Raw genomic sequence first — 25,755 nt, 5'->3', positions numbered from 1 at the left:
TTATGTTCAAAAAAGAATATTTACATCCTAACGAAGGTTTTTCGCAAGTAGTAATCACAGAAACTGGTGAAACGAAAACCTTACATATTTCTGGACAAATTGGGGAAGGCAACGATTTAGAAACTCAAACCATTGCTACTTTTAAAAAATTAGAAAAACTTTTAAAAGAGTGTAATTCTAGTTTTAAAGATGTAGTAAAAATGAATACGTATATAGTAAATTTCAATCCAGAAACAGATTTACCAATTTTCAGAAAAGTAAGAAAAGATTTTTTAGGCACTGAAAATTATCCCGCAAGTACTTTAGTTGGTGTAACCGTTTTAGGAAATAGAAATTGGTTAATTGAAATTGAAGCTACAGCTGTAATTGATAAAAAAGCGAATTAAAATAAAAACCCTCCAAGAGTTCTAAACTAATGGAGGGTTTTTAATAATTAATTATATTTTACTTCACGAAACTTACTACATTTTCTAAAACTGCACCAATTCCGTTAGCATTTTTACCTTTTCCTGATGCGAAAAACGGTTGTCCACCACCATTCCCATCAATAAGTTTTCCTAACTCACGAATTACATTTCCAGCGTTTAAGCCTTTATCGGCTACTAATTCTTTAGAAATATAACAGTGAATATTTGGTAAACCTTCTTCAATTGAAGCTAAGAACACAAAGGAATTTGGTTTTGAAGTTCCAATCGCTTGTGCTAAATCTTTCGTTGCACTCATTGACAAATCAACTTGTTTTGCTAAGAAATTAATTCCGTTTACTTCTTTCATTTCAGAAACTAAACTAGCTGATAATCCGTCGATTTTTTCTTTTAATAATTGCTCAACTTGTTTTTTCAATTTTGCATTATCATCTTGTAAAGAAACCACCGATTTTAAAATATCTTGAGGGTTTTTCAACGTCTCTTTAATATCCGCTAATGTTTGTTCTTGTTTCGTATAGAAATCTTTCACTGCATCACCAGTAATCGCTTCAATTCTTCGAATTCCCGCTGCTACTGCACCTTCCGAAACAATTTTAAATTGCCAAATATCCGCAGTGTTTTTCACGTGAATTCCTCCACACAATTCCATACTATCACCGAATTTAATCGCACGAACAGTATCACCATATTTTTCGCCAAATAATGCCATCGCACCTTCGTCTAACGCTTGTTGAATTGGAATACTTCTTCTTTCAATTAAAGGAATTTGCTGTGCAATTCTTTCATTTACAAAAGCTTCAACTTGAAGTAATTCCTCATCCGTCACTTTAGAAAAATGAGAGAAATCGAAACGTAAATAATTCGGATTTACCAATGAACCTTTTTGTTCTACGTGCGTTCCTAAAATTGTTCTCAAAGCCAAATGCATTAAATGCGTAGCCGAGTGATTTTTAGATGTCGCATTTAGTAAATCAGTATTCACTTTAGCTGTAAAACTAGCATTTACATTTTCAGGTAATTGTTTTGCAAAATGTAAAATTAAGTTGTTTTCTTTTTTCGTATCAATAATTTCAATCGTTTCATTCGCAGAAACTAAAACCCCTTTATCTCCTACTTGTCCACCACCTTCTGGATAAAAAGGTGTGTTATCTAAAACAATCTGATATAAAACACCATCTTTTTTAGAATCTACTTTACGAATACGAGTAATTTTAACTTCGTTTTCTGTTTGATCATATCCTACAAAAGTTTCTACATTTCCATCGATTAAGACCTTCCAATCTTCCGTTGAAACTTCTGAAGCTGCACGAGAACGTGCTTTTTGTTTTTGTAATTCTGCTTCAAAATCAGTTTCATTAAACGTATATCCTTTTTCTTTTAATATTAACGCAGTTAAATCTTTAGGGAAACCGAAAGTATCATATAATTCGAATGCTTTTTCTCCAGAAACTTCTTTTCCTGAAGTATTTTGCATTACGTTTTCTAACAATTGAATTCCTTGCTCTAACGTTCTTAAGAAAGACGCTTCTTCTTCACGAATTACATTTGTTACTAATTGTTGTTGCGCTTTAATTTCAGGGAAAAACTCACCCATTTGCGTAGCTAAAACAGCTACTAATTTATTGATAAAAGGTTCTTTTGTTCCTAAGAACGTAAATCCGTAACGAATGGCACGACGTAAAATTCTACGAATTACGTAACCCGCACCTGTATTTGAAGGCAATTGTCCGTCTGCAATAGCGAAGGCCACCGCACGAACGTGATCTACAATTACACGAATAGCAATATTTGTTTTGTTTTGCTCTTCAGTGATATTTTTTACTTCATTTGAAGTATATTTCAATCCAGTAATCTCTTCAACTTTCGCGATAAGCGGCGTAAAAACATCTGTATCATAGTTAGATGTCACGTTTTGCATTGCCATACATAAACGCTCAAATCCCATTCCGGTATCAACGTGTTGTGCAGGTAATTTTTCTAAAGAACCATCCGCTTTACGGTTGAATTCCATGAAAACGTTGTTCCAAATTTCAACAACTTGTGGATGATCGGCATTTACTAAACTTCTACCCGAAACAGCTGCTCTTTCTGCTTCTGTACGTAAATCGATATGAATTTCTGAACATGGACCACAAGGACCTTGATCTCCCATTTCCCAGAAATTATCTTTTTTATTTCCTAAAATGATTCGGTCTTCCGAAACATATTGTTTCCAAATATCAAATGCTTCTTGATCGAAAGGTACATTTTCAGAAGGATTCCCTTCAAAAACTGAAACATACAAACGATCTTTATCTAACTTTAACACTTCCGTTAGAAATTCCCAAGCCCAAGCTAACGCTTCTTTTTTAAAATAATCTCCAAAAGACCAGTTTCCTAACATTTCAAACATAGTGTGGTGATACGTATCAAAACCAACATCTTCTAAGTCGTTATGTTTCCCTGAAACACGTAAACATTTTTGAGTATCTGCAATTCTTGGACTTTTAGGTGTACCATTTCCTAAGAAAAACTCTTTAAACTGAGCCATTCCCGAATTATTAAACATTAAGGTTGGATCATCTTTTAAAACAATTGGTGCAGAAGGAACGATGGTATGTCCTTTACTTTCAAAAAATTGTAAATAAGCTTTTCTTATGTCTTGCGATTTCATTTGATATGTATTTATTGAAAAACTAAAATTTCTGTTTCAAAGTGAAACATTTCTAAAGATTTTTCGTATAATAATTGTTACTTTGTAATAAAGAGCACAAAAATAGTAATTTTTAAACAATTTAATGAAAAGAGTCAAATATTATTATGATGCTGAGAAATTGGCATTTAAGCAAATTGTAACTAAAAACAGTACCAAAATTGGCTATGCGTTTTTGTTTTTATTTGCAAGTGCATTATTTGGATTTTTATGCTTTTTCATTTTGAGTAACACCAGTTTTTTTGAAACACCAAAATCGAAATTACAAGCTCGTGAGTTGGAAATTATGAAACAAAATTACAATTTATTGAATCGAAAAATTGCTTTAATGGATGAGGGCTTATCTGCAATAGAACAGCGCGACAATAATTTGTATCGTGTTTATTTTAACAGCACTGCTATTTCAAACGAAGAAAGACGTGCAGGTTTAGGCGGCGTTAATCGATATAAAGATCTAGAAGATTTTAATAATAGTGATTTGATTATTGGTTCTTCAAAAAAAGTAGATGAAATCATGAAAGCAATGGCTATTCAATCGGTTTCTTTAGATGAAATTACAAAACTAGCGAAACAAAAAGCAAATTTATTAAAAGCGATTCCGGCGATTCAACCGGTAAAAAATGAAGAATTAAGACAAATGGCTTCAGGTTTTGGGTATCGAAGTGATCCATTTACAAAAATTAGAAAATTTCATAAAGGAATGGATTTTTCGGCTAAAACAGGAACACCAATTTATGCAACTGGTGACGGAATTGTTCGAAAAGCAGATGCGAGTTTATCAGGTTATGGAAATCATATAGAAATCAACCATGGTTATGGATATTTGACTTTATATGCTCATTTAAGTAAATATAAAGTAAAAGCCGGTCAAAAGGTGAAACGCGGGGATATTATTGGATATGTTGGAAGTACAGGTCGAAGTGAAGCACCACATTTACATTATGAAGTTCATAAAAATGGTGAAGTTGTAAATCCATTAAATTTTTATTACGGCAGTATTTCTGCTCAAGAATATGTTTTAATTAGTAAATTAGCCAATCAAGAAAATCAATCTCTTGATTAATTTGAAAATATAATAGAATAATGCAATTAAACTTACCAGAAAAAAGATATTATAGTATTGGCGAATTAGCAAAAGCTTTTGACGTGAATGCTTCCTTGATACGCTTTTGGGATAAAGAATTTGACGAAATTAATCCTAAAAAGAATGCTAAAGGCGATAGAATGTTTCGTCCGGATGATGTAAAAGTGTTACAAATGATTTACCATTTGGTTAAAGAGCGTGGTTTCACTTTAGAAGGTGCAAAAACACACTTAAAAGAAGGAAAAAAGAAAACCTTAAATAATTTTGAAATCATCACTAAATTAGAAGGGATTAAAAATCAATTATTAGAAATGAAAAAAGGACTTTGATTAAGTCCCGAAGTTTCTGGATATGTCAGAGTCACAGTTAACAGTAAAAAATTAAAAACTAAATAAATTAACTTAAACTATAAAATTATGAGAAAGTATTTACCGATTGTTATTATTTTAGGTGTATTAGCAATTTTATTTTTTTGGTTCATAAGCATTAAAAATGGTGCTGTACGTGTAAATCAAGATGTAAGTAAAGAATGGGGTAACGTTGAAACAACTTATCAAAGAAGAAATGACTTAATTGGTAACTTAGTAAAAACGGTTCAAGGTTCTGCAGATTTTGAAAAATCAACTTTAGAAGCAGTAATAAAAGCTCGTTCTGAAGCAACTTCTGTAAAAATTGACCCAACAAATATTACGCCAGAACAGTTAGCACAATTTAATCAAGCACAAGGTAACTTAAACAGTTCATTATCTAGATTATTAGTTACAGTAGAGCAATATCCTGATTTAAAATCAAACCAAAACTTCTTAAAATTACAAGACGAATTGGCAAGTACGGAAAATCAAATTTTAACTGCTCGTACTAGATTTAACGAATCTGTACAAAAATATAACAATTACATTTTAGTATTCCCTAACTCTTTATTCTTAGGAAATTACAAAGAGAAACCATACTTCGATGCTGTAGCTGGTGCTGAAAAACCAGTTGATGTAAATTTTAATTTTGACAATAAAGAAGATAAAAAATAATGTCGAAAACTGAGGATTTTTTAACTAAAGCAGAAGAACAAGAAATTGTTCAAGCTATTGTAGAAGCAGAAAAAAATACTTCTGGAGAAATCCGTGTGCACATTGAAGAAAACAATACTAAACCTCCTGTTGAAAGAGCACAGGAGGTTTTTCATATCCTTAAAATGGATGCAACTGAATTAAAAAACGGAGTACTTTTCTACATTTGTATGCAAACCAAAAGTTTTGCAATTATTGGCGATCAGGGAATTGACAAATTAGTTGAAGATGATTTCTGGGATTGCACAAAAGACCTTGTGATTTCACATTTTAAAAAAGGAGAATTTAAACTCGGACTCATAAATGGAATTTTAAGAGCTGGTGAACGTTTAAAAAAATACTTCCCTTACGATCACGAAAACGACACTAATGAATTGTCTAACGAAATTTCAAGAAATTAAGATGAAAACATTAGTCGTTAAAAACATGAAAATAGATGCTTTTAAAGTATTCTATTTCATTACAGCCTTACTTTTTACTTCTATTGCTTTAGGTCAATTTACAATTCCTAAAAAACCAAGTTTTCAGACTTCTGTATACGATTATGCTAAAGCATTAAGCGATAGTGAAGCAAAGCAATTAGAATCGAAACTTATTCAATATTCGGATAGTACCTCAACTCAAATTGTTTTCATTTCTATTGAAGATTTAAACAATGAAGACATCGGAATTTTAACACCAAAATGGGCTCATGAATGGGGAATTGGACAAGAAAAAGAAGATAATGGTATTCTGATTTTACTTTCTAAAAACGACCGAAAAATATGGATTGCACCTGGTTATGGTGTAGAAGAAAGATTAACAGCCGGTATTAATGGTGAAATCATTAGAAACATCATCATACCAGAATTTAAAGCAGGAAGTTATTATCAAGGATTAGACAAAGGAACTGATGCTATTTTTCAAGTTTTAAAAGGAAAATACAAAGGTGAAAGAAAAAGTGACGGACCCGGAATTTTACCTATAATATTAATCATAGTATTCATTATCATTTTCCTTACCATTGCATCTAAAAACAAAGGAAACGGTAGTAATTCAGGTGGCTTTGGAGGACCGGATTTAGGAGACATCATTATTTTAAGCCGAATGGGTCGCGGAGGCGGTTTTGGCGGCGGTAGTTTTGGTGGTGGATTCGGAGGTGGTTCTTCTGGCGGAGGATTCGGAGGTGGCTTTGGCGGCGGAGGATTCTCTGGTGGTGGAGCTGGAGGAAGTTGGTAAATTCAGTAATCAGTCGCAGTATTTAGTATTCAGTCTATAAAAACATAAACAAAAAACCCGATAATTGCTTATCGGGTTTTTTATTTTTATAACTATTTCTGTCTGAAGTAAATATCAATTGGAACTCCAGTAAAATTATAATTTTCTCTTAGTTTATTTTCAATAAAACGTTTATACGGATCTTTAATATACTGTGGTAAATTAGCAAAAAACACAAACTGAGGAATTGCCGTTGGTAATTGCATACAATATTTAATTTTCACATACTTACCTTTTAATGCTGGTGGCGGATAAGCCTCTATAATTGGCAACATCAATTCGTTGAATTTTGAGGTCGCAACACGTTGCTTTCTGTTTTCAAAAACTTCAACTGCTGCTTCTAATCCTTTTAATAAACGTTGCTTTTCTAATGCCGAAACGAAAATAATTGGAACATCAGTAAACGGCTTAATTTGCTCACGAATTCTGTTTTCGTATTCTTTAGACGTCATGGTATCTTTTTCAATTAAATCCCATTTATTTACTAAAATTACGATTCCTTTTCTATTCTTTTCCGCTAACCAGAAAATATTCTGATCCTGACTTTCAAATCCTCTTGTAGCATCAATAACTAAAATACAAACATCAGAATGTTCAATAGCGCGAACCGATCGCATTACCGAGTAAAATTCTAAATCTTCTTTAACTTTAGCTTTTCTTCTAATTCCAGCAGTATCAATTAAATTGAATTCAAATCCGAAACGATTGTATTTGGTATCAATAGCATCACGAGTAGTTCCTGCAATATCTGTAACTACGAAACGATCTTCACCAATTAAAGCGTTGATAATAGATGATTTTCCTGCATTTGGTCTACCAACTACAGCAAAACGTGGTAACGGATTTTCTTCTTCAATAGCTTCTGGTAATTCTGGTAACACTTTTACTAAATGATCTAATAAATCACCTGTTCCTGTTCCATTCATACCACCAATAGCAAAATATTCTCCTAAACCTAAGTTATAGAATTCTAATGCATCAGTATGGCGTTTCGAATTATCTACTTTATTTACCACCAAAATAACTGGCTTGGTAACTTTACGTAAAAGTTTTGCAACTTCTTCGTCCATTGGAGTAATTCCTTCTTCTACATCAACCATAAACATAATAGCATCAGCTTCATCAATAGCTAATTCTACTTGTTTACGAATTTCTCCTTCAAAAATATCGTCGGAACCTTTAATATATCCACCCGTATCAATAACAGAAAATTCTTTTCCATTCCACTCACTTTTTCCGTAGTTTCTATCACGAGTTACTCCGCTCACAGAGTCAACTATGGCATCACGACGTTGAATTAAACGATTAAAAAAAGTAGATTTTCCTACATTTGGTCTTCCTACTATGGCTACGATATTGTTCATTATTCTTATATTTTGTGCAAAAGTACGTTTTTTATTTTTAGAAGCCGATATTTTGTATTTCAAAACACTGACTTTCCCGCTTTCCAGGCTACAAGGTAGCTTCTTCCAATCGGGGCTAGATTACAGCTGCTTTTTTCAAATCACTTTTACTATTTACTTTTCACTAATTACTAGTAACTACTTTTGATTGTATCCGAATCTTCTCAATTGAAACGCGTTGTTTCTCCAATCTTTATTCACTTTTACGAAAATTTCGATGTGAATTTGCTTATCAAAAAACAATTCTAAATCGGCACGTGCTTGCATTCCTACTTTTTTCAGCGCTGCACCTTTGTGTCCAATGATTATTCCTTTTTGAGTATCACGTTCTACCATAATCACCGATTTAATTCGGATGATGTTTTCTTCTTCCTTAAACTCTTCCGTTTCAACTTCAACAGCATATGGAATTTCCTTATCGTAGTTTAATAAGATTTTTTCACGAATCGTTTCATTTACGAAAAAACGTTCTGGTTTATCAGTTAAAGCATCTTTTGGATAATACGGTGGAGAAACTGGTAATAACTCCACTATTCTATTTAATACTTCTTGAACATTAAAATTCTCTAATGCTGAAATTGGAAAAATTTCTGCATTCGGAACTTTTGCTTGCCAAGCTTGCACTTGTTCTTCTAATAATTCTTGGTTCGATTTATCGATTTTATTCAATAACAATAAAACCGGAATTTTAGCATGAATAATTTTATTGAAAAATTCTTCATCTTTTAATTCCTTTTCACCAATTTCTACCATGTAAATTAATATGTCGGCATCAGAAAACGCACTTTTTACAAAATCCATCATGCTGGTTTGTAAATCATAGGCTGGCTTTATAATTCCAGGAGTATCTGAAAATACTATTTGGTAATTTTCATCATTTACAATTCCGAAAATTCTGTGACGAGTTGTTTGTGCTTTACTTGTGATAATAGACAACTTCTCACCAACCATAGCATTCATTAAAGTTGACTTACCTACGTTTGGGTTACCTATTATGTTTACAAAACCTGCTTTATGCGACATAAATTTATTTTTTTGCAAAGGTACATAAAAAAGCCACTCCTTTCAGAATGGCTTTTATACTATATTATTTAAAAGATTATTCTGCAGCTACTAATTTGCTTGCACTTCTATATAAAAATTCATTGTAAATATGACGACGTGCAAAACGACTTGGCGATTCTGCATTTACCATTTTAATGTATGTATTTTTTGGAACACCGAAATATTCAAACTCACTACCATCTAAAAAGTTGATATATAAGACTCCGTTATCCATCCAAAAATCTAAAATATTAGATGTTTTAGTAGTGATTTCGTATGCTTCTTTTACTTTTTCTTGAGTTTCAGGAGCAATACTTACTAAAAAGTGGTATGCCTCAATGATGTTTTTACTTCTTTCTTCAGCCGCTAAACGTTCAACTGGATCAGCAATAGTATCAGGATGATCTTCCTTCATACTGTTTCTGTAGATTGTTTTTAACTCTTTTAAAGTGGCAGTTTTAGTAACGTTAAGTAGTTTTCTGTACTCAACAATTTTTTTCATGTTCATAATTTCAAAAAATAAAGGTGCAAAAGTAGTGTTTTTTATTTTCTTAAACCTAAGAAATAACTATTAATTTAAAGTTAAATAATTGAACCTGAGTTAATTGCATAAAAAAAGCCATTCATTTCTGAATGGCTTCTTAGTAGCGGGAACAGGACTCGAACCTGTGACCTTCGGGTTATGAGCCCGACGAGCTGCCTACTGCTCTATCCCGCGATATATTTTTAAATCAGAATTTCAATTTTAATTAAGGCTAAATCTTCTTCCTTAATGCGAGTGCAAATATACAACCTTTTTTGATTTCCACAAGTAAATAATGAAAAAAAATATTTTATTACGCTTATTAAATCTGAAAGTAGTAATTTTAGACCTTATTAAATTAAATAAATTCTCAAAAAAATGTCTTTAAAATACAGATTGATTTTAGGTTCACTTTTTTTAGTTGCGCAATTATTTTCACAAAAAACAATCCATAGACAGGCGCTTTGGGGAGCTTATACGGGGCAATATAAATTAAGCAATCAATTTGGCATTTATTTAGAATTCCAATTTAGAGGCGATTCTAAATTTGAACAAAACAACCAAAATTTATTTCGAATTGGCGGAATTTATTATTTAAATAAAAACACAACTTTTACAACCGGATACGGATTAATTAAAACTTTTAAACCATCAGTAAACGAATTTTTTACAGAAAATAGAGCTTGGGAACAAATTCAATTCAATCATAATTGGGCTAATGATTTAAATGTTATGTTACATAGATTTAGATTGGAACAACGATTTGTTGACAATATAATTTTAAATGTAGACGATGAAGTAGTTGTAGAAGCTACAAATTATCAAAATAGATTGAGATATCTAAACAGAAACACTTTTCATCTTTTCAAATTCAATAACGACAGAAATAAAACCTATGCTATTTTACAAGATGAATTATTTTTCAACTTAGCTGATAATAAAATTAATTCTAATTTCTTTGATCAAAACAGATTTTTAGTTGGATTTGGAATTAATTACGAAGACACAATAAGATTAGAAATTGGTTATCTAAACCATTTTATTACCTCTAGTTCAGGCAACGACACTATGAATCATATTATCTCATTAAGCATAACCCATAACTTAAATTATACCTCAAACAAACCAAAACCTCAAAACTAAAATGAAACTTTATTTAAAACTTGTCATCTTTTTTTGTTGCACATTTTCATTTGCACAAAACACCATTTCAGGAACAGTAAAAGAAGAAACAACCAACAACCCTATTCCGAACACATTTGTTTTTATTAACGAATTAAACAAAGGGGTTATTACTGACGAAATGGGCAATTACAACTTTAACATTAAAGCAAAAGGACAAATTAAATTACAATTTTCTCATTTAGGCTACGAAACCGTAATTAAAGAAATTTTGATCAAAAAGAATGAACCAACCATTACTATTGATGTAATTTTAAAAACTCAAACAATTGAAATTAATGAGGTTGTAGTAACTAATGCCTTTGAAAACAAACAACAACAAAACACTTTTAAAGTAGATGTTGCAAACAGTAATGATATTCAAAAGTATGGAGGTTTTAGTGTGATGGATGTTTTAAATAAAATCCCTGGTGTTGATGCTACAACTACCGGAACGTTAATTTCCAGACCTGTAATTAGAGGATTATCGAGCAATAGAGTTTTAACAGTTATAGATGGTGTTCGATTTGAAACACAACAATGGGACGACGAACACGGAATTGGAGTGAATGAAAATGGTTTAGACCGAATTGAAGTTATTAAAGGACCGGAAAGTTTATTATTTGGACCGGAAGCAATGGGCGGAGTTGTGAATTTCATAAAATCGAAACCAGCAGCAGTAGGAACTATTAAATCATCAGCTTTTACCTCTATGTCGAGTAATAATTTAGGCTGGAGAGCATTAGCTAATGTAGATGGAGCTAAAGAAAAATATAATTGGGGATTTAGCGGATTAGGAAAATTATATTCCGATTATTTCATAGACAATCAATCGTTTAGAGTACCCAATACACGTTTATTGGAATATGGCGCAAAAGCGTATATTGGAACAGACAGAAAATGGGGTTCAACAAATTTATCTTACACCTTTAATCAAGCTTTTTTCGGAATTTTAGATGGAAAAGACATTGTTTTTGGCCCAAATGGAGAAATTATCAATACCGATATCGAAAAAGAAAAATACCCATTTGAAATTGAAGCACCTTTTCATGCGGTTGTTGATAATAGAATTACATCTTCATCAACATTTTTAACAGGTAAATCTAAATTTGATGTGGTTCTGGGCTATCAAAACAATCACCGTTCTGAAAATGAAGAATTAACTGGAGTTAAAAAAGGCTATCGTTATGTAGATATGACGTTACAAAGCGTTACGTATAATGTAAAATGGTACACTCCAAAATGGAATAGATTTTCTACCATTATTGGAACTCAAGGAATGCTTCAAAACAATAAAAATAATAACGAAGCGGCGACAGTTTTAATTCCAAATGCGAAAATTAATGATTTCGGATTGTTTGCTGTAAGTAAATTTGATTTTAATGATTTCAATTTCACAATAGGAACTCGATATGATTCCAGAAAACTTGACACTGAAATGACAAACGGCATGAATTATACCATTCCAGAAATTTCTAGATCATATAACAACATAAGTTCTTCTTTTGGTTTAGCATATACTGTATTAAAAGATTTAACCTTCAGAACAAGTTTTGCAACGGGTTACCGCTCTCCAAATTTAAACGAATTAACTTCTAACGGATACAAATTAGAATCGAGACGATTTGAAACGGGTAATGCTAATTTTGAAAAAGAACATAACAATCAATTTGATTTCAATGTAACTTATGCTAAACCTTCGATAACTTTTGAAACTTCTTTCTTTACCAATCGTGTAAACAATTACATTTATATTGCGGCAACAGGAAATATGGTCCCAAACAATACCAACCCAACAGATATGGTACCAGAATATAAATTCTACCAGTCTGATGCAGAGTTAACAGGTGGAGAAGTTCGATTAGATATTCACCCAGTTCATTTGAAATGGTTCCGATTTGAAACTAAATACGCAACTTTAGAAGGTAAAAGAACAGACAATAATTCATACTTACCAATGATGACGCCTACAAAACTTTCGAATACATTTTATTTGAATATGAATGATTTTGGGAAATTCACTAAATCATCATTCAGTATTAATTTAGCTTCTACATTCGATCAAAATAAAATTGAAGAAAACGAGTTAAAAACGAAGGGATATTCTATATTAAATATTGGAGTATTTACAACTTACAAAAAGATTGATTTTACGTTAACGGCAAATAATGTATTAGACAAAGAATATGTCAATCATATGTCGAGATTCAGACAATTTAATATTTCCGAACCTGGTTTAAACGTTTGCATTAGCGCTAAGAAGAATTTCTAAAAAAATAAATCCAAATAAAAAATCCGTCAAGAAAATTTCAAGACGGATTTTTTTTATTCGTAAATCTAAAATCGTAAATCTAAAATTAGATTACATCATTCCTGGCATTCCACCACCCATTGGCATTGGAGCTGCATCTTCTTTAATATCGATTAAAGCACATTCTGTAGTTAAGATCATTCCAGAAACTGAAGCTGCATTTTCTAAAGCAACACGAGTTACTTTTTTAGGATCGATAATTCCAGCCGCTAACATTTGAACATATTCACCTGTTTTAGCATTGAAACCGAAATCACCTGAACCTTCAGAAACTTTTGCAATTACAACAGATCCTTCTCCACCAGCATTTTCTACAATAGTACGTAATGGCGCTTCAATTGCACGAGAAATGATATGAATTCCAGTTGCTTCATCTGCATTTTCAGCTTTTAATGAATCTAAAACAGATTTTGCTCTTACTAAAGCTACACCTCCACCAGCAACAATTCCTTCTTCAACTGCAGCACGAGTTGCGTGTAAAGCATCATCTACTCTATCTTTTTTCTCTTTCATTTCCACTTCAGAAGCAGCACCAACATAAAGAACAGCAACACCACCTGCTAATTTAGCTAAACGCTCTTGTAATTTTTCTTTATCGTAATCAGAAGTTGAGACTTCCATTTGCGCTTTAATTTGGTTCACACGACCTTTAATCATTTCTGCATTTCCAGCACCATTAACTATAGTCGTATTATCTTTATCAATAGAAATTGTTTCAGCAGTACCTAACATTTCTAATGTTGAATTTTCTAAAGAGTATCCACTTTCTTCAGCAATTACAGTTCCACCAGTTAAAATAGCAATATCTTCTAACATTGCTTTTCTTCTGTCGCCAAAACCTGGAGCTTTTACAGCAGCAATTTTTAAACCACCACGTAATTTATTAACTACTAAAGTAGCTAACGCTTGTCCGTCTACATCTTCAGCAATAATTAATAAAGGACGTCCTGATTGTGCAACTGGTTCTAAAATTGGTAATAACTCTTGTAAGTTTGAGATTTTTTTATCGTAAAGTAACACATAAGGATTACTTAATTCAGCAACCATTTTATCTGCATCTGTTACAAAGTAAGGAGATAAATAGCCTCTATCAAATTGCATTCCTTCCACTACATCAACGTAAGTATCTGTTCCTTTAGCTTCTTCTACAGTGATTACACCTTCTTTACCTACTTTCGTGAAAGCTGTAGCAATTAACTCACCAATAGTTTCATCGTTATTAGCAGAAATAGAAGCAACTTGTTTGATTTTCTCTGAAGAATCTCCTACAGCAACCGTTTGTTTACCTAATTCTGCAACAATAGCTTCAACTGCTTTATCAATTCCACGTTTTAAATCCATTGGATTGGCACCAGCAGCAACGTTTTTCAAACCTTCTTTAACGATAGCTTGCGCTAAAACAGTAGCTGTAGTTGTTCCGTCACCTGCTAAATCATTCGTTTTAGAAGCAACTTCTTTTACCATTTGCGCACCCATATTTTCTAATGGATCTTGCAATTCTACTTCTTTAGCAACAGAAACTCCATCTTTTGTTACAGTTGGTCCACCAAATGATTTAGAAATAATTACATTTCTTCCTTTTGGTCCTAAAGTTACTTTAACTGCATTAGCTAATGCATCTACTCCACGTTTTAATCCGTCACGTGCATCAATATCGAATTTAATATCCTTTGCCATTTTTTTTTAATTTTAAATTTAGAAATCTGAATGTAGAAATCTGAAATATGTTTTCTTTTTAATTTAAATACACAATTCTGAAAGTAAGAAAAAAAATTAAAAGTCAGTTTTTTTCTGAAATCTAACTTCTTAATTCAGAATTTATAAAATCGCGTAAATTTCGTCTTCACGCATGATTAAATAATCTTTCCCTTCGTATTTTAATTCTGTACCTGCATATTTACCATACAAAACAACGTCTCCTACTTGTACTGTCATTTCATAGTCCTTTTTACCAGAACCAACAGCAACAACAGTTCCTTTTTGTGGCTTTTCTTTAGCAGTATCAGGAATAATAATACCTGAAGCAGTTGTAGTTTCGGCAGCAGATGGTTCTATCACCACTCTATCTGCAATTGGTTTTATTTTTATAGACATAACAATATAAATTTTAATTTTTCGATTTTCTTTTTTTCAGAAATTGTGCCAAACCCTATTTCTGACATTTTTACTTAAAAAAAAATGCCAGCACTGACAGGCTGGCATTTTTTATATATTTTCTACAAATTATTTTTTTGTTGAATCTGCTGCTGGAGTTGTAGCTGCAGGTTTAGATGCTGCTGGAGTTGCTGGAGCAGAAACCGGAGCATTTTCATCTACTAATTTAGAACCACCAGTACTACCATTAAAACTTAAAGCAGATAATAAGATTAAAACGATTAACGCACCTGCTAAAACCCAAGTAGATTTTTCTAAAAAGTCTGTTGTTTTTTGTACACCACCCATTTGAGCGCCACCACCAAAAGAAGAAGATAATCCACCACTTTTAGGATTTTGTACCATAATTGTTAGAATTAATAAAAAACAAACAATGATTATTAGTGCTAAAAAAATTGTAAATGACATAACTTTATGTATTAATTATTTTGTTGTAAAATTTTTATATTTTTTATTCGGTCTGCAAAGAAACTACTTTTTTCTGGATATTTCAAAATTAAAATTTCATAAGCTTGTATTGCTTTAGTATATTTTTTCTGTTCTAAATATATTTGAGCTAATGTTTCTGTCATAATTGAAGACGGCATTTCGTTGCTTTTAGCAATATTTGCGGGTGCTGACGCCGTTTCTTTTGCTGGAGCAATTTTCGGATTTAACTCAATAAATTTTTCAATTAAATCGAATTTTTTTTCTAATTCTGATGAAATAGCAGTAGTATTTTTATCTTCTTCACGTTCAATTGGGGCCATTTTTGAAAGTTGTAACCATTCGGTAAAGGAATGTGTTTCTGATTTTTCAAAAGTGAATGGCTTTCCAATTTCTAATTTTTCTTCAATACTTTCTGGTTCTGGTTTGGATTCAATAACTAAATCAGAAACTTGAACTTCTTGAATGTGTTCAAAATCGGTAACTTCAATATTTTGAATTTCGGCTTGATATTTATCGTAAACATCTTGCTGGAAAATTTTAAAATCATCTGAAGTAATAAAATCAAACAAAACGGTTCTATCTGTAGTATGCGCAGCCGTTTTCTTTAATTCGTAATTATATCTGAAACTTTCTTGATTATACAATCCTTTTAAATATAAAGCTCTGGCACTTTGAAAAAAAGGAAATTCTTGCACAATAGTTTCTAATACTAACGTTTGTTTGTCGTTAATAGCTTTAGAATTATTGAGTAAGTTGATATAATCGTTTGTATTCATTTTTTATTAAGGAATAGTGAATAGGTTTTAACTAAAAATTAGTTACCATTTCGCTAAAGATTCATTGAAAATATCTTGAGTAATACGTCCGTAAATAAATTCAAGAGCCTCACTTAACACTTCGGCAGGTAACTTATTAGCGTCGTAATCATAAAAAAACGAAAAACGTTTTTCAAAATTATCTTCTTCAGCATTTTTATTTGAGTACCTAACATTAACTGTAATTGTCATTCTATTTTGAGATGATAATTGTTCTGCGTTTGCAGACATAGGTGATATACGATAATCTACAATTTCGCCTTCATATAATAAATCGCCACCAGAAGTAACCAAATTTAAATTGGTTTGGTTTAAAATTATGTTTTTCAATTTTTGAGTAAAAATACGTTCAATACCTACTTCCACTATTTCTGCATTATTTTGAAAATAATTGACTTGAAAACTTTTAGCATTAATCTTACCTGTTCCTGTAAAGTTATATTTTACATTACAACTTACAATTGTAAATAGTGCTAAAATTGTAAATATTTTAAAAGTTAATCTCATTTTGTTTACAAATCAAATTGTTTTATTTTTCTATATAAAGTTCTTTCGGAAATTCCTAATTCATCAGCGGCTGCTTTCCTTTTTCCTTTATTTTTTTCTAACGATTTTTTTATTAATTCTATTTCTTTTGCTTCTAAACTCAATGTTTCTTCTTCATCTACAGCCTCAGCATATAAATAGTTTTCATTATCGTCTTCATCTATAAATTCTTCTTGCTCAACTTCCTCTTCTACAGGTAAAACATGTAATCTAGATTCCTCTTCAAAAATAGCATTTTTTTCTTCCGTATTGCCATAAATTTTCTGAATCAACGATTTATTATTTTCCTGAACTTTAGCATTTCCATTTTGCATCAATTCTAAAGTTAGTTTTTTCAAATCGTTCAAATCACTTTTCATATCGAAAAGAACTTTATATAAAATTTCTCTTTCGTTACTAAAATCATTAGCGCTTTTTTTATCACTAACAACTTGTAAAGCATTTGATTCTGTATTTGGCAAATACGTACGAAGTGTTTGCAACGAAACTTCTCTATTTGTTTCTAGAACAGAAATTTGTTCTGCAGCATTACGTAATTGTCGAATATTTCCACTCCAACGATAATGCAATAAATATTGAACCGCATCATCTGATAATTTAATTGGAGGCATTTTATATTTATGCGCGAAATCGGCTGCGAATTTTCTAAATAATAAATGAATATCTTCTTTTCGTTCGCGTAAAGCAGGCAGATTAATTTCAACTGTACTCAAACGATAATACAAATCTTCACGGAATTTACCTTTTTCAATAGCATCCAACATATTAACATTTGTGGCAGCTACAATTCGAACATTTGTTTTTTGTACTTGGGAAGAACCAACTTTAATAAACTCACCATTTTCCAACACACGTAACAATCGAACTTGAGTAGTTAAAGGCAATTCTCCAACTTCATCTAAAAAGATAGTTCCACCATTTGCTACTTCAAAATACCCTTCACGAGTAGAAGTTGCGCCTGTAAACGAACCTTTTTCATGTCCGAACAACTCCGAATCAATAGTTCCTTCTGGAATTGCACCACAGTTTACAGCAATGTATTTACCATGTTTTCTGTGCGAAAGTGCATGAATAATTTTCGGAATACTTTCTTTTCCAACACCACTTTCCCCCGTTACCAAAACAGAAATATCTGTTGGAGCAACTTGGATTGCTTTTTCAATGGCACGATTCAATTTTGGATCGTTACCAATAATTTCAAAGCGTTGTTTTATGTTTTGAACTGATTCCATAGTTATTGCGAGGCACGAAGCAATCTCTTTTTATTTTTATTGAAATAAATATCCTTAGTTCATAATTTCTGAATATCCTACAGCTTCTCCAATTAAAGTAGCAGTAGTACAATCTGTGATTTTTACATTTACAAAATCACCTGGTTTATAATTTTCTTTAGGGAAAACAACTACGGTATTTTGTGAATTTCTACCCGACCAATGTAAATCAGAACGCTTAGAATCCTTTTCGATTAACACTTCAACGGTTTGACCTACAAAACGTTTTGTACGTTCTAAAGCCATTTTTTGTTGTAAATCGATAATCTCATTTAAACGTCTTTTCTTCACAGCTTCAGGAATATCATCTTCCATTTTACGCGCAGCTAAAGTTCCAGGTCTTTCAGAATACGCAAACATAAATCCGAAATCGTATTTTGCATGTTCCATTAAACTCAACGTATCTTGGTGATCTTCTTCTGTTTCTGTTGGAAAACCAGCAATCATATCTTGAGATAAAGAAATATCTGGAATAATTCTGTAAATATTATCTACTAAAGTCATATACTCTTCACGAGTATGTTGACGGTTCATTTCTTTTAATATTCTTGTACTTCCCGATTGAACTGGTAAGTGAATGTATTTACAAATATTATGATGTTTCGCCATCACTTCAATTACTTCCAAGTGCATGTCTTGTGGATTTGAAGTTGAGAAACGGAAACGCATTTTCGGAAATTGCGTAGCACATCTGTCTAATAATTGAGCAAAATCTACAGCTGTTGCTTTTTGCATTTCAGAAGCTTTTTCAAAATCTTTTTTCAAACCGCCACCATACCAAAGGTAACTATCAACATTCTGACCTAATAAAGTAACTTCTTTAAAACCTCTGTTATGTAAATCTTGAATTTCTTCAATGATACTTTCAGGCTCACGACTACGTTCACGCCCACGTGTAAAAGGAACTACACAAAACGTACACATATTATCGCAACCACGTGTAATAGAAACAAATGCAGAAACTCCGTTACTACTTAAACGAACTGGAGAAATATCACCATACGTTTCTTCTTTTGAAAGAATAACATTAATAGCATCTCTACCTTCTTCAACTTCTTTAAGCAAATTAGGAATATCTTTGTAAGCATCCGGACCTACAACCATATCTACAATTTTTTCCTCGTCTAAAAATTTCTCTTTTAAACGCTCTGCCATACAACCTAACACCCCAACTTTCATGGTTGGATTGATTTTTTTAATGGCATTATATTCTTGCAAACGTTTTCTAACCGTTTGTTCTGCTTTATCACGAATAGAGCAAGTATTTACTAATACTAAATCGGCTTCTTCTAAATTCTGAGTCGTATTATAACCTTGTTCAGATAAAATAGATGCAACAATTTCACTATCAGAAAAATTCATTTGACAACCATAGCTCTCAATAAATAATTTTTTCTGATTTCCATCTTTTTGATCTTGAACTAAGCTAGTTCCTTGCTTAATTTCTTCAATTACCTTTTCTTCCATAATCCTTTTGCTATTTTTTGAATGTTGTTCATAACAAAATGCAACTTCATTCTGCGAGCAAAGATAGTGCTAAATTTTATTATCTGTCAAGTTGTCAGCACGCAATTAACAAAATATTAGAATAGAAAAATTCAAATGTTAGATTTTGTTTCCTTTTTTTAAAAAAATCAAAAAAAACACTCCTATATATATATATCAAAAAAAACTTCTACTTTTGTCCCATCAAAATATTGAAAATGGCAAAGAATTTAGTTATCGTGGAGTCACCTGCGAAAGCAAAAACAATTGAAAAATTTTTAGGTAAAGATTATCAAGTAGAATCAAGTTATGGACATATAGCTGATTTACCTTCAAGAGAGATTGGTGTAGATGTAGAAAATAACTTTAAACCTAAATATGAAGTTTCTTCCGATAAAAAGGCACTCGTAAAAAAATTAAAAGATCTATCAAAATCAGCAGAAATGGTTTGGTTAGCTTCCGATGAAGACCGTGAGGGAGAAGCTATTGCTTGGCATTTATCTGAAGAATTAAAATTAGATCCGAGTAAAACAAAACGAATTGTTTTTCATGAAATTACTAAAACAGCCATTCAAAAAGCAATTGAAAACCCAAGAGGAATCAATTATAATTTAGTTAATGCTCAACAAGCACGTAGAGTTTTAGACCGTTTAGTAGGTTACGAACTTTCACCGGTTTTATGGAAAAAAGTAAAAGGTGGACTTTCGGCTGGTCGTGTTCAATCGGTTTCTGTTCGTTTAATTGTAGAACGTGAAAGAGAAATTCAAAACTTTAAACCTGTTGGTAGTTATTCTGTTAGTGCAGAATTTACAAATGAAGCAGGAAAAGTTGTTAAAGCTAAATTGAACAAAAATTTCAATACGAAAGAAGAAGCAAAATCATTCTTAGAAAAAAATATTGGCGCTGATTTTAAAGTTGGCGATTTAGAAACAAAACCAACAAAAAAATCTCCAGCAGCACCCTTTACAACTTCAACGTTACAACAGGAAGCTGCTCGTAAATTATATTTACCTGTTGGAATTACAATGCAAATTGCACAAAGATTATACGAAGCCGGTTTGATTACTTACATGAGAACGGATAGTGTAAACTTATCTCAAGAAGCTATGAATGCTGCTCAAGCAGAAATTACTTCTTATTATGGTGCAGAATATAGCAAACCAAGAAATTACAACACAAAATCGAAAGGTGCTCAAGAAGCTCACGAAGCCATTCGTCCTACAGACATGAGTCGCCACACGGTTGATGTAGATCGAGATCAAGCTCGTTTATATGAATTAATTTGGAAACGTACTTTAGCATCGCAAATGAGTGATGCAGAATTAGAACGTACGAACGTAAAAATTGAAACGAATAAACATAATGAAAGTTTTTCTGCAACTGGTGAAGTAATCAAATTTGAAGGTTTCTTAAAAGTATATTTAGAAGGTAACGATGACGATGAAGAAGAACAAGAAGGTATGTTACCTGCATTAAAAGTTAATGAGAAACTGAACATGCAACAAATTACTGCAACAGAAAGATTTACACGTCCGGCAAGCAGATATACTGAAGCTTCTTTAGTTAAAAAATTAGAAGAATTAGGAATTGGTAGACCTTCAACTTATGCACCGACCATTTCAACAATCATCAATAGAAATTATGTTGAAAAAGGTAGTTTTGAAGGAACAGAAAGAAAATACGAGCAATTAACTTTAGTTGGAAACGAAATCCAAACTCAAACGTTAAAAGAAAATACAGGTTCAGACAAAGGAAAATTAGTTCCAACAGATATTGGAGGAATCGTAAATGATTTCTTAGTGAAAAACTTTGAAACGATTTTAGATTATAACTTTACTGCAAAAGTAGAACAAGATTTTGATGAGATTGCCGTTGGAAACGAAGACTGGCATAACATGATGAATAATTTCTACAAGCATTTTCATCCAAATGTTATTGATGTGGAAAAAAATGCCGATAGAGAAAGTGGTGAACGTGTTTTAGGAATCGATCCGAAATCAGGGAAACCTGTAAGTGTACGTTTAGGTAAATTCGGACCAATGGCTCAAATTGGAGATGCAGAAGATGACAACAAACAATTTGCAAGTTTACGTGCCGAACAAAACATTAGCAATATTACTTTAGAAGACGCTTTAAATTTATTTTTACTTCCAAAATCATTAGGAAATTATGAAGGTGAAGAAATTGAAGTAAATAATGGTCGTTTTGGTCCGTATGTGAAATTTGGATCGCAGTTTATTTCATTAGCTAAAGGTGAAGATCCATTAGATGTGTCTTTAGAAAGAGCTATTGAATTAATTCAAGAAAAAGTTCAAGCAGACGCTCCAATTGCAGTTTACGAAAATTTACCCGTTCAAAAAGGTGTTGGTCGTTTTGGCCCATTCATTAAATGGAATGGAATGTTTATCAACGTAAATAAAAAATACAACTTTGATAATTTAACTCAAAGTGATGTGGCTGAATTGATTGAAGAGAAAATTCAAAAAGATATCGACAAAGTAATCCATCATTGGGAAGCTGAAGGAATTAAAGTTGAAAAAGCACGTTGGGGAAGATCGGTAATTACGAAAGGGAAAATTAAAATTGAACTAAGTAAAGATGTCGATGCATCAAAATTAACTTTAGAACAAGTTAAGGAAATGATTGAGAAAAAAACGCCGGCAAAAAAAACTACAGCAAAAAAAACAACCGCTAAAAAGAAATAATTTATGATATTCGAATATTTACAACCTGTTTCAGAAAACATACAGAAATATGTAGAAAGTTTATCTAATCAAAGTTTAGGTAAAAAGGTTGTAATGCATACCGATACGGATTATCCAAATCTAGAAAACATCTCTTTAGCCATTATTTGTGCAAATGAAAATAGAGGTGCCGATTTAGAAAATGAAGATTACGATTTCGATAATTTTAGAAGAAATTTTTACAGTTTATTTCCAGGAAACTGGAATAAAGGAATTGCTGATTTAGGTGATGTTTTAGTTGGGAATCAAACAAGCGACACTTATTTTGTGTTAAAAACAATTTGCGCGGAATTAATCAAACTAAAAATTATACCTTTGGTCGTTGGTGGTTCACAGGATTTAACCTATGCTCTATACAGAGCATTTGACAATCTTGATCAAATGGTAAATTTAGTTGCTATTGATAATAAATTCGACTTTGCTAAAGAAGAAAAATTACAATCTGATTCCTATTTATCAAGAATCATAATTGAAGAACCTAACAATCTTTACAATTTTAGCAGTGTTGGTTATCAAACCTATTACACTTCGCAAGAAGAAATTGATTTGATTGACAAATTATTTTTCGATGCTTATCGTTTAGGTGAAATAATAAAAAATCCTGCAATTGTAGAGCCCATTTTTAGAGATGCTGATATAATCAGTTTGGATTTAAAAGCTATTCGTTCAGCTGATTTAGGCAACGAAACAGAGTTTTATCCTAACGGATTTGACGGTAGAGAAATATGTTCATTAGCAAGATATGCTGGAATTAGTGATAAAGTAAGTGTTTTTGGAATATTTAATCAATTCTATTCTAAGAACGAAAATCATTTAATTGCGCAATTATTATGGTATTTCATAGAAGGTTATCATTTTAGAACCTATGAATATCCATTTGAAGAAAAAACAAATTATAACAAATACATCGTTTTAGCGGATGATGAAGAATTAGTTTTCTACAAAAGTAATCGCTCGGAAAGATGGTGGATTGAAATAAATTATAATAGCATATACAATAAAACAACAAAAAAAACGTTATTACCATGCACTCATGACGATTATTTAGCTGCATGTGACGCGGAAATCCCTGAAAGATGGTGGAAAGCGCACAAAAAAAGTTTCTACTAAATCGGTAAAAGTGTCAAAAAATACGATAAAATGCATTTTTTTAAGTTTTTTTTTAAATTGCTATTGTATATGTCAAAATAATTAAATAGGTTTGAACCCTTAAATAAATAAAATTTTTTAACCCAATTTATATGAAAAAATTTTTAGTACTATCAGCAGCATTAGCTTTATTAACAAGCTGTGGTAAAGGCGATAAAGGTGAGCTTGTAGGAGTTAAAGGTAAGAAATGGTTTTCTGAGAAACCATACGGTATGTCTCTTATTCCAGGTGGAGCCTTTATAATGGGTAAATCAGATGATGATGTTGCCAACATTCAAGACGCACCAACTAAAACCGTAACGGTACGTTCATTCTATATGGATGAAACTGAAATTACGAATAGTGAATATCGTCAATTTGTTGAATGGGTAAAAGATTCAATCATTAGAACTCGATTAGCTATTCAAGCTGAAGAGGCAGGTGCTAAACCAGCTGAAGGCGGAAAAGGCGGTAAAAAAGGTGGAAGCATCGGAGATTTCGCATTTAAAGATGCTGATCCAGAAAAAATGACTGCATATGATAAATATATGTACGAAAACTACTATAGTGTTGGTACAGATAGCGATCCGTATGCAAACCGTAAGTTAAACAACGGAAAAAAAGGTCCAAAATTAATTACAGAAACTGCTAAATATCCAGACGCGGATTATGTTGAAGTAATGGACTCTATGTATTTACCTGAATCAGAATCGTTTAATGGGTTAAAAACGATTGATGTAAGTAAATTAAAATTCAAATACAATCAAGTAGACTTAAATAAAGCAGTTAAGAAAAAAGGTCGTAAAAACTTTTACGAAGATGCTCCAGCTTTAGAAATCTACCCTGATACAACTGCATGGATTAAAGATTTCGCATATTCTTATAATGAGCCAATGCATAATGACTATTTCTGGCACCAAGCTTATGGTGAGTATCCAGTAGTAGGAGTTTCTTGGAAACAAGCTAAAGCATTTTGTGCTTGGAGAACTATGTACAAAAATTCATATGTTAAAAAACAAAAAGGTAGAGATCAAGTTAACTCTTTCCGTTTACCAACTGAAGCAGAATGGGAATATGCTGCTAGAGGTGGAATCGAATCAGGAACTTACCCTTGGGGAGGTCCTTATGCTAAAAACGACAGAGGATGTTTCTTAGCTAACTTCAAACCAAACAGAGGAGATTACGCAGCTGATGGAGCTTTATACACTGTAGAAGCAAAATCTTACGAACCAAATGATTTCCATTTATACAATATGGCTGGAAACGTTTCTGAGTGGACAGAATCAGCTTATGACGCAGGAGCTTATGAGTTTGTTTCTACAATGAATCCAAACGTAGCTGATGCTAAAAACCAAAGAAAAGTTGTTCGTGGTGGATCATGGAAAGATGTTGCTTTCTTCTTACAAGTATCAACTCGTGACTTTGAATATGCAGATTCTGCAAGAAGTTACATCGGATTCAGAACAGTACAAGATTATATGGGTACTGATGCAACTGGAACAAGACCAAAATAAGAAAATATTAAACTTAACTAAATTAACTTAACTAACTAAAATTTTTAAATTATGGCAATTTTACCACCTAAAGTAATGGGATTCCTTTATGGAATGGGGGCAGCAGTAGTAATCGTTGGAGCATTATTCAAATTAATGCACTGGCCAGGAGCAGGACCAATGCTTATTGTTGGATTATTAACAGAAGCAGCTATCTTCGCTTTATCTGCTTTCGAAGCACCACCAAAAGATTTAGATTGGTCTTTAGTATATCCTGAATTAGCAGGTGGAGAGGCAAAACCAAGATCATTAAAGAAAGAAGATCCATCTGAAGCTCAAGGTTTATTATCTCAAAAATTAGACAACTTATTAAAAGATGCTAAAATTGATGCTGAATTAATGACTAGCTTAGGAAACAGTATTAAAAATTTCGAAGGTGCAGCTAAAGGAATCGCTCCTACAGTTGACGCTATTGCATCTCAAAAGAAATATGCTGACGAAATGGTTAACGCTGCTGGTTCATTAGAAGCATTAAACAATTTATACAAAGCACAAATCGAGGGAGCTCAGAAAAATGCTGATGCTAACGCACAAATTGCTGAAAATGCAGCTAAATTAAAAGAGCAAATGCAATCTATGACTTCTAACATATCTTCATTAAATGCTGTATATGGTGGAATGTTATCTGCAATGCAAAATAGAGGATAATTAGTTTTATCAAAT

The 25,755-nt window shown here is 32.1% G+C and carries 23 protein-coding genes and 1 tRNA gene; 12 read left to right on the top strand and 12 right to left on the bottom strand.

Features of this window, described 5'->3' with window-relative positions; translation table 11 throughout:
• Positions 1-2 precede the first annotated feature (2 nt).
• Positions 3-386: a RidA family protein gene (locus tag BMY86_RS05730; RefSeq protein ID WP_091466338.1), complete on the top strand. Its 384-nt coding sequence runs from the start codon at positions 3-5 to the stop codon at positions 384-386.
• Between the two features lie 58 nt (positions 387-444).
• Here the strand turns inward: BMY86_RS05730 and alaS are convergent, their stop codons facing one another.
• Complete coding sequence (gene alaS / locus BMY86_RS05725; RefSeq protein ID WP_091466336.1) at positions 445-3,081, bottom strand: alanine--tRNA ligase; 2,637 nt, start codon at positions 3,079-3,081, stop codon at positions 445-447.
• Between the two features lie 124 nt (positions 3,082-3,205).
• Between alaS and BMY86_RS05720 the strand changes: the two genes are divergently transcribed.
• The 5 genes from BMY86_RS05720 (at position 3,206) to BMY86_RS05700 (ending at position 6,486) form a co-directional block, all read left to right on the top strand.
• Entirely contained in the window at positions 3,206-4,183 is a 978-nt protein-coding gene (locus tag BMY86_RS05720) for a M23 family metallopeptidase (protein ID WP_091466334.1), read from the top strand.
• A 20-nt stretch (positions 4,184-4,203) separates the two neighbouring features.
• The gene (locus BMY86_RS05715; protein ID WP_091466333.1) at positions 4,204-4,533 is read left to right on the top strand and encodes a MerR family transcriptional regulator; all 330 of its coding nucleotides are present in this window, start codon (positions 4,204-4,206) and stop codon (positions 4,531-4,533) included.
• Positions 4,534-4,620: 87 nt separating this feature from the next.
• Positions 4,621-5,229 carry a LemA family protein gene (locus tag BMY86_RS05710; RefSeq protein WP_091466331.1) on the top strand — a complete coding sequence of 203 codons (609 nt, stop codon included), beginning with the start codon at positions 4,621-4,623 and terminating at the stop codon, positions 5,227-5,229.
• On the top strand, positions 5,229-5,669 hold the full coding sequence (locus BMY86_RS05705; protein WP_091466328.1) for a TPM domain-containing protein: 441 nt from the start codon (positions 5,229-5,231) through the stop codon (positions 5,667-5,669). The genes BMY86_RS05710 and BMY86_RS05705 overlap by 1 nt, the downstream gene beginning before the upstream one ends.
• Positions 5,670-5,694: 25 nt before the next feature.
• Entirely contained in the window at positions 5,695-6,486 is a 792-nt protein-coding gene (locus tag BMY86_RS05700; RefSeq protein WP_394332561.1) for a TPM domain-containing protein, read from the top strand.
• Positions 6,487-6,578: 92 nt separating this feature from the next.
• Here the strand turns inward: BMY86_RS05700 and der are convergent, their stop codons facing one another.
• The 4 genes from der to BMY86_RS05680 all read right to left on the bottom strand — a co-directional run bounded on the left by der (position 6,579) and on the right by BMY86_RS05680 (position 9,690).
• Complete coding sequence (gene der / locus BMY86_RS05695) at positions 6,579-7,889, bottom strand: ribosome biogenesis GTPase Der (RefSeq protein ID WP_091466324.1); 1,311 nt, start codon at positions 7,887-7,889, stop codon at positions 6,579-6,581.
• A 177-nt stretch (positions 7,890-8,066) separates the two neighbouring features.
• Positions 8,067-8,951 (bottom strand): GTPase Era, encoded by an 885-nt coding sequence (era, locus tag BMY86_RS05690; RefSeq protein ID WP_091466321.1) that lies wholly within the window; start codon positions 8,949-8,951, stop codon positions 8,067-8,069.
• Positions 8,952-9,027: 76 nt separating this feature from the next.
• Positions 9,028-9,474 carry a KTSC domain-containing protein gene (locus BMY86_RS05685; RefSeq protein WP_177177131.1) on the bottom strand — a complete coding sequence of 149 codons (447 nt, stop codon included), beginning with the start codon at positions 9,472-9,474 and terminating at the stop codon, positions 9,028-9,030.
• A gap of 143 nt (positions 9,475-9,617) precedes the next feature.
• Positions 9,618-9,690: transfer RNA gene (locus tag BMY86_RS05680), tRNA-Met, on the bottom strand.
• 183 nt (positions 9,691-9,873) lie between these two features.
• Here BMY86_RS05680 and BMY86_RS05675 point away from each other — a divergent pair.
• Both BMY86_RS05675 and BMY86_RS05670 read left to right on the top strand, forming a co-directional pair.
• A complete protein-coding gene (locus BMY86_RS05675) occupies positions 9,874-10,638 on the top strand; it encodes a DUF2490 domain-containing protein (protein ID WP_091466315.1) in 765 nt (254 codons plus the stop codon).
• A gap of 1 nt (position 10,639) precedes the next feature.
• Positions 10,640-12,928 carry a TonB-dependent receptor gene (locus BMY86_RS05670; RefSeq protein WP_091466313.1) on the top strand — a complete coding sequence of 763 codons (2,289 nt, stop codon included), beginning with the start codon at positions 10,640-10,642 and terminating at the stop codon, positions 12,926-12,928.
• A 90-nt stretch (positions 12,929-13,018) separates the two neighbouring features.
• Here BMY86_RS05670 and groL read toward each other — a convergent pair whose 3' ends face one another.
• The 7 genes from groL to miaB all read right to left on the bottom strand — a co-directional run bounded on the left by groL (position 13,019) and on the right by miaB (position 19,649).
• A complete protein-coding gene (gene groL / locus BMY86_RS05665) occupies positions 13,019-14,644 on the bottom strand; it encodes a chaperonin GroEL (protein WP_091466311.1) in 1,626 nt (541 codons plus the stop codon).
• Between the two features lie 141 nt (positions 14,645-14,785).
• A complete protein-coding gene (locus tag BMY86_RS05660; RefSeq protein WP_091466309.1) occupies positions 14,786-15,061 on the bottom strand; it encodes a co-chaperone GroES in 276 nt (91 codons plus the stop codon).
• 129 nt (positions 15,062-15,190) lie between these two features.
• On the bottom strand, positions 15,191-15,529 hold the full coding sequence (secG, locus tag BMY86_RS05655) for a preprotein translocase subunit SecG (RefSeq protein WP_091466306.1): 339 nt from the start codon (positions 15,527-15,529) through the stop codon (positions 15,191-15,193).
• Positions 15,530-15,540: 11 nt separating this feature from the next.
• Complete coding sequence (locus tag BMY86_RS05650; protein ID WP_091466304.1) at positions 15,541-16,326, bottom strand: tetratricopeptide repeat protein; 786 nt, start codon at positions 16,324-16,326, stop codon at positions 15,541-15,543.
• A 42-nt stretch (positions 16,327-16,368) separates the two neighbouring features.
• Positions 16,369-16,872: an LptE family protein gene (locus BMY86_RS05645; protein ID WP_091466302.1), complete on the bottom strand. Its 504-nt coding sequence runs from the start codon at positions 16,870-16,872 to the stop codon at positions 16,369-16,371.
• Positions 16,873-16,877: 5 nt separating this feature from the next.
• Positions 16,878-18,143: a sigma-54 interaction domain-containing protein gene (locus BMY86_RS05640; protein ID WP_091466300.1), complete on the bottom strand. Its 1,266-nt coding sequence runs from the start codon at positions 18,141-18,143 to the stop codon at positions 16,878-16,880.
• A 54-nt stretch (positions 18,144-18,197) separates the two neighbouring features.
• Positions 18,198-19,649, bottom strand: a complete 1,452-nt coding sequence (gene miaB / locus BMY86_RS05635) for a tRNA (N6-isopentenyl adenosine(37)-C2)-methylthiotransferase MiaB (RefSeq protein WP_091466298.1) — start codon at positions 19,647-19,649, stop codon at positions 18,198-18,200.
• A gap of 236 nt (positions 19,650-19,885) precedes the next feature.
• Here miaB and topA point away from each other — a divergent pair, with 236 nt between their 5' ends.
• From topA to porL, 4 genes are all read left to right on the top strand, one after another.
• Positions 19,886-22,372, top strand: a complete 2,487-nt coding sequence (topA, locus tag BMY86_RS05630) for a type I DNA topoisomerase (protein ID WP_091466295.1) — start codon at positions 19,886-19,888, stop codon at positions 22,370-22,372.
• Between the two features lie 3 nt (positions 22,373-22,375).
• A complete protein-coding gene (locus BMY86_RS05625; protein WP_091466293.1) occupies positions 22,376-23,521 on the top strand; it encodes a formimidoylglutamase in 1,146 nt (381 codons plus the stop codon).
• A gap of 131 nt (positions 23,522-23,652) precedes the next feature.
• Entirely contained in the window at positions 23,653-25,053 is a 1,401-nt protein-coding gene (porK, locus tag BMY86_RS05620) for a T9SS ring complex lipoprotein PorK/GldK (RefSeq protein ID WP_091466291.1), read from the top strand.
• A gap of 51 nt (positions 25,054-25,104) precedes the next feature.
• Positions 25,105-25,740: a type IX secretion system motor protein PorL/GldL gene (gene porL, locus BMY86_RS05615; protein ID WP_091466289.1), complete on the top strand. Its 636-nt coding sequence runs from the start codon at positions 25,105-25,107 to the stop codon at positions 25,738-25,740.
• The last annotated feature ends 15 nt before the right edge of the window (positions 25,741-25,755 follow it).

Source organism: Flavobacterium urocaniciphilum, from assembly GCF_900110615.1.
In the GTDB taxonomy this organism is placed as follows: domain Bacteria; phylum Bacteroidota; class Bacteroidia; order Flavobacteriales; family Flavobacteriaceae; genus Flavobacterium; species Flavobacterium urocaniciphilum.
Note: the sequence above shows the minus strand (reverse complement) of the source record. Positions and strands in the feature narration are given on the sequence as shown.

Bases quoted from the DNA above. Each gene is read 5' to 3' on its own strand.
- BMY86_RS05730 (WP_091466338.1), top strand. From the start codon at position 3: ATGTTCAAAAAAGAATATTTACATCCTAACGAAGGTTTTTCGCAAGTA.
- alaS (WP_091466336.1), bottom strand. From the start codon at position 3,081: ATGAAATCGCAAGACATAAGAAAAGCTTATTTACAATTTTTTGAAAGT.
- BMY86_RS05720 (WP_091466334.1), top strand. From the start codon at position 3,206: ATGAAAAGAGTCAAATATTATTATGATGCTGAGAAATTGGCATTTAAG.
- BMY86_RS05715 (WP_091466333.1), top strand. From the start codon at position 4,204: ATGCAATTAAACTTACCAGAAAAAAGATATTATAGTATTGGCGAATTA.
- BMY86_RS05710 (WP_091466331.1), top strand. From the start codon at position 4,621: ATGAGAAAGTATTTACCGATTGTTATTATTTTAGGTGTATTAGCAATT.
- BMY86_RS05705 (WP_091466328.1), top strand. From the start codon at position 5,229: ATGTCGAAAACTGAGGATTTTTTAACTAAAGCAGAAGAACAAGAAATT.
- BMY86_RS05700 (WP_394332561.1), top strand. From the start codon at position 5,695: ATGAAAATAGATGCTTTTAAAGTATTCTATTTCATTACAGCCTTACTT.
- der (WP_091466324.1), bottom strand. From the start codon at position 7,889: ATGAACAATATCGTAGCCATAGTAGGAAGACCAAATGTAGGAAAATCT.
- era (WP_091466321.1), bottom strand. From the start codon at position 8,951: ATGTCGCATAAAGCAGGTTTTGTAAACATAATAGGTAACCCAAACGTA.
- BMY86_RS05685 (WP_177177131.1), bottom strand. From the start codon at position 9,474: ATGAAAAAAATTGTTGAGTACAGAAAACTACTTAACGTTACTAAAACT.
- BMY86_RS05675 (WP_091466315.1), top strand. From the start codon at position 9,874: ATGTCTTTAAAATACAGATTGATTTTAGGTTCACTTTTTTTAGTTGCG.
- BMY86_RS05670 (WP_091466313.1), top strand. From the start codon at position 10,640: ATGAAACTTTATTTAAAACTTGTCATCTTTTTTTGTTGCACATTTTCA.
- groL (WP_091466311.1), bottom strand. From the start codon at position 14,644: ATGGCAAAGGATATTAAATTCGATATTGATGCACGTGACGGATTAAAA.
- BMY86_RS05660 (WP_091466309.1), bottom strand. From the start codon at position 15,061: ATGTCTATAAAAATAAAACCAATTGCAGATAGAGTGGTGATAGAACCA.
- secG (WP_091466306.1), bottom strand. From the start codon at position 15,529: ATGTCATTTACAATTTTTTTAGCACTAATAATCATTGTTTGTTTTTTA.
- BMY86_RS05650 (WP_091466304.1), bottom strand. From the start codon at position 16,326: ATGAATACAAACGATTATATCAACTTACTCAATAATTCTAAAGCTATT.
- BMY86_RS05645 (WP_091466302.1), bottom strand. From the start codon at position 16,872: ATGAGATTAACTTTTAAAATATTTACAATTTTAGCACTATTTACAATT.
- BMY86_RS05640 (WP_091466300.1), bottom strand. From the start codon at position 18,143: ATGGAATCAGTTCAAAACATAAAACAACGCTTTGAAATTATTGGTAAC.
- miaB (WP_091466298.1), bottom strand. From the start codon at position 19,649: ATGGAAGAAAAGGTAATTGAAGAAATTAAGCAAGGAACTAGCTTAGTT.
- topA (WP_091466295.1), top strand. From the start codon at position 19,886: ATGGCAAAGAATTTAGTTATCGTGGAGTCACCTGCGAAAGCAAAAACA.
- BMY86_RS05625 (WP_091466293.1), top strand. From the start codon at position 22,376: ATGATATTCGAATATTTACAACCTGTTTCAGAAAACATACAGAAATAT.
- porK (WP_091466291.1), top strand. From the start codon at position 23,653: ATGAAAAAATTTTTAGTACTATCAGCAGCATTAGCTTTATTAACAAGC.
- porL (WP_091466289.1), top strand. From the start codon at position 25,105: ATGGCAATTTTACCACCTAAAGTAATGGGATTCCTTTATGGAATGGGG.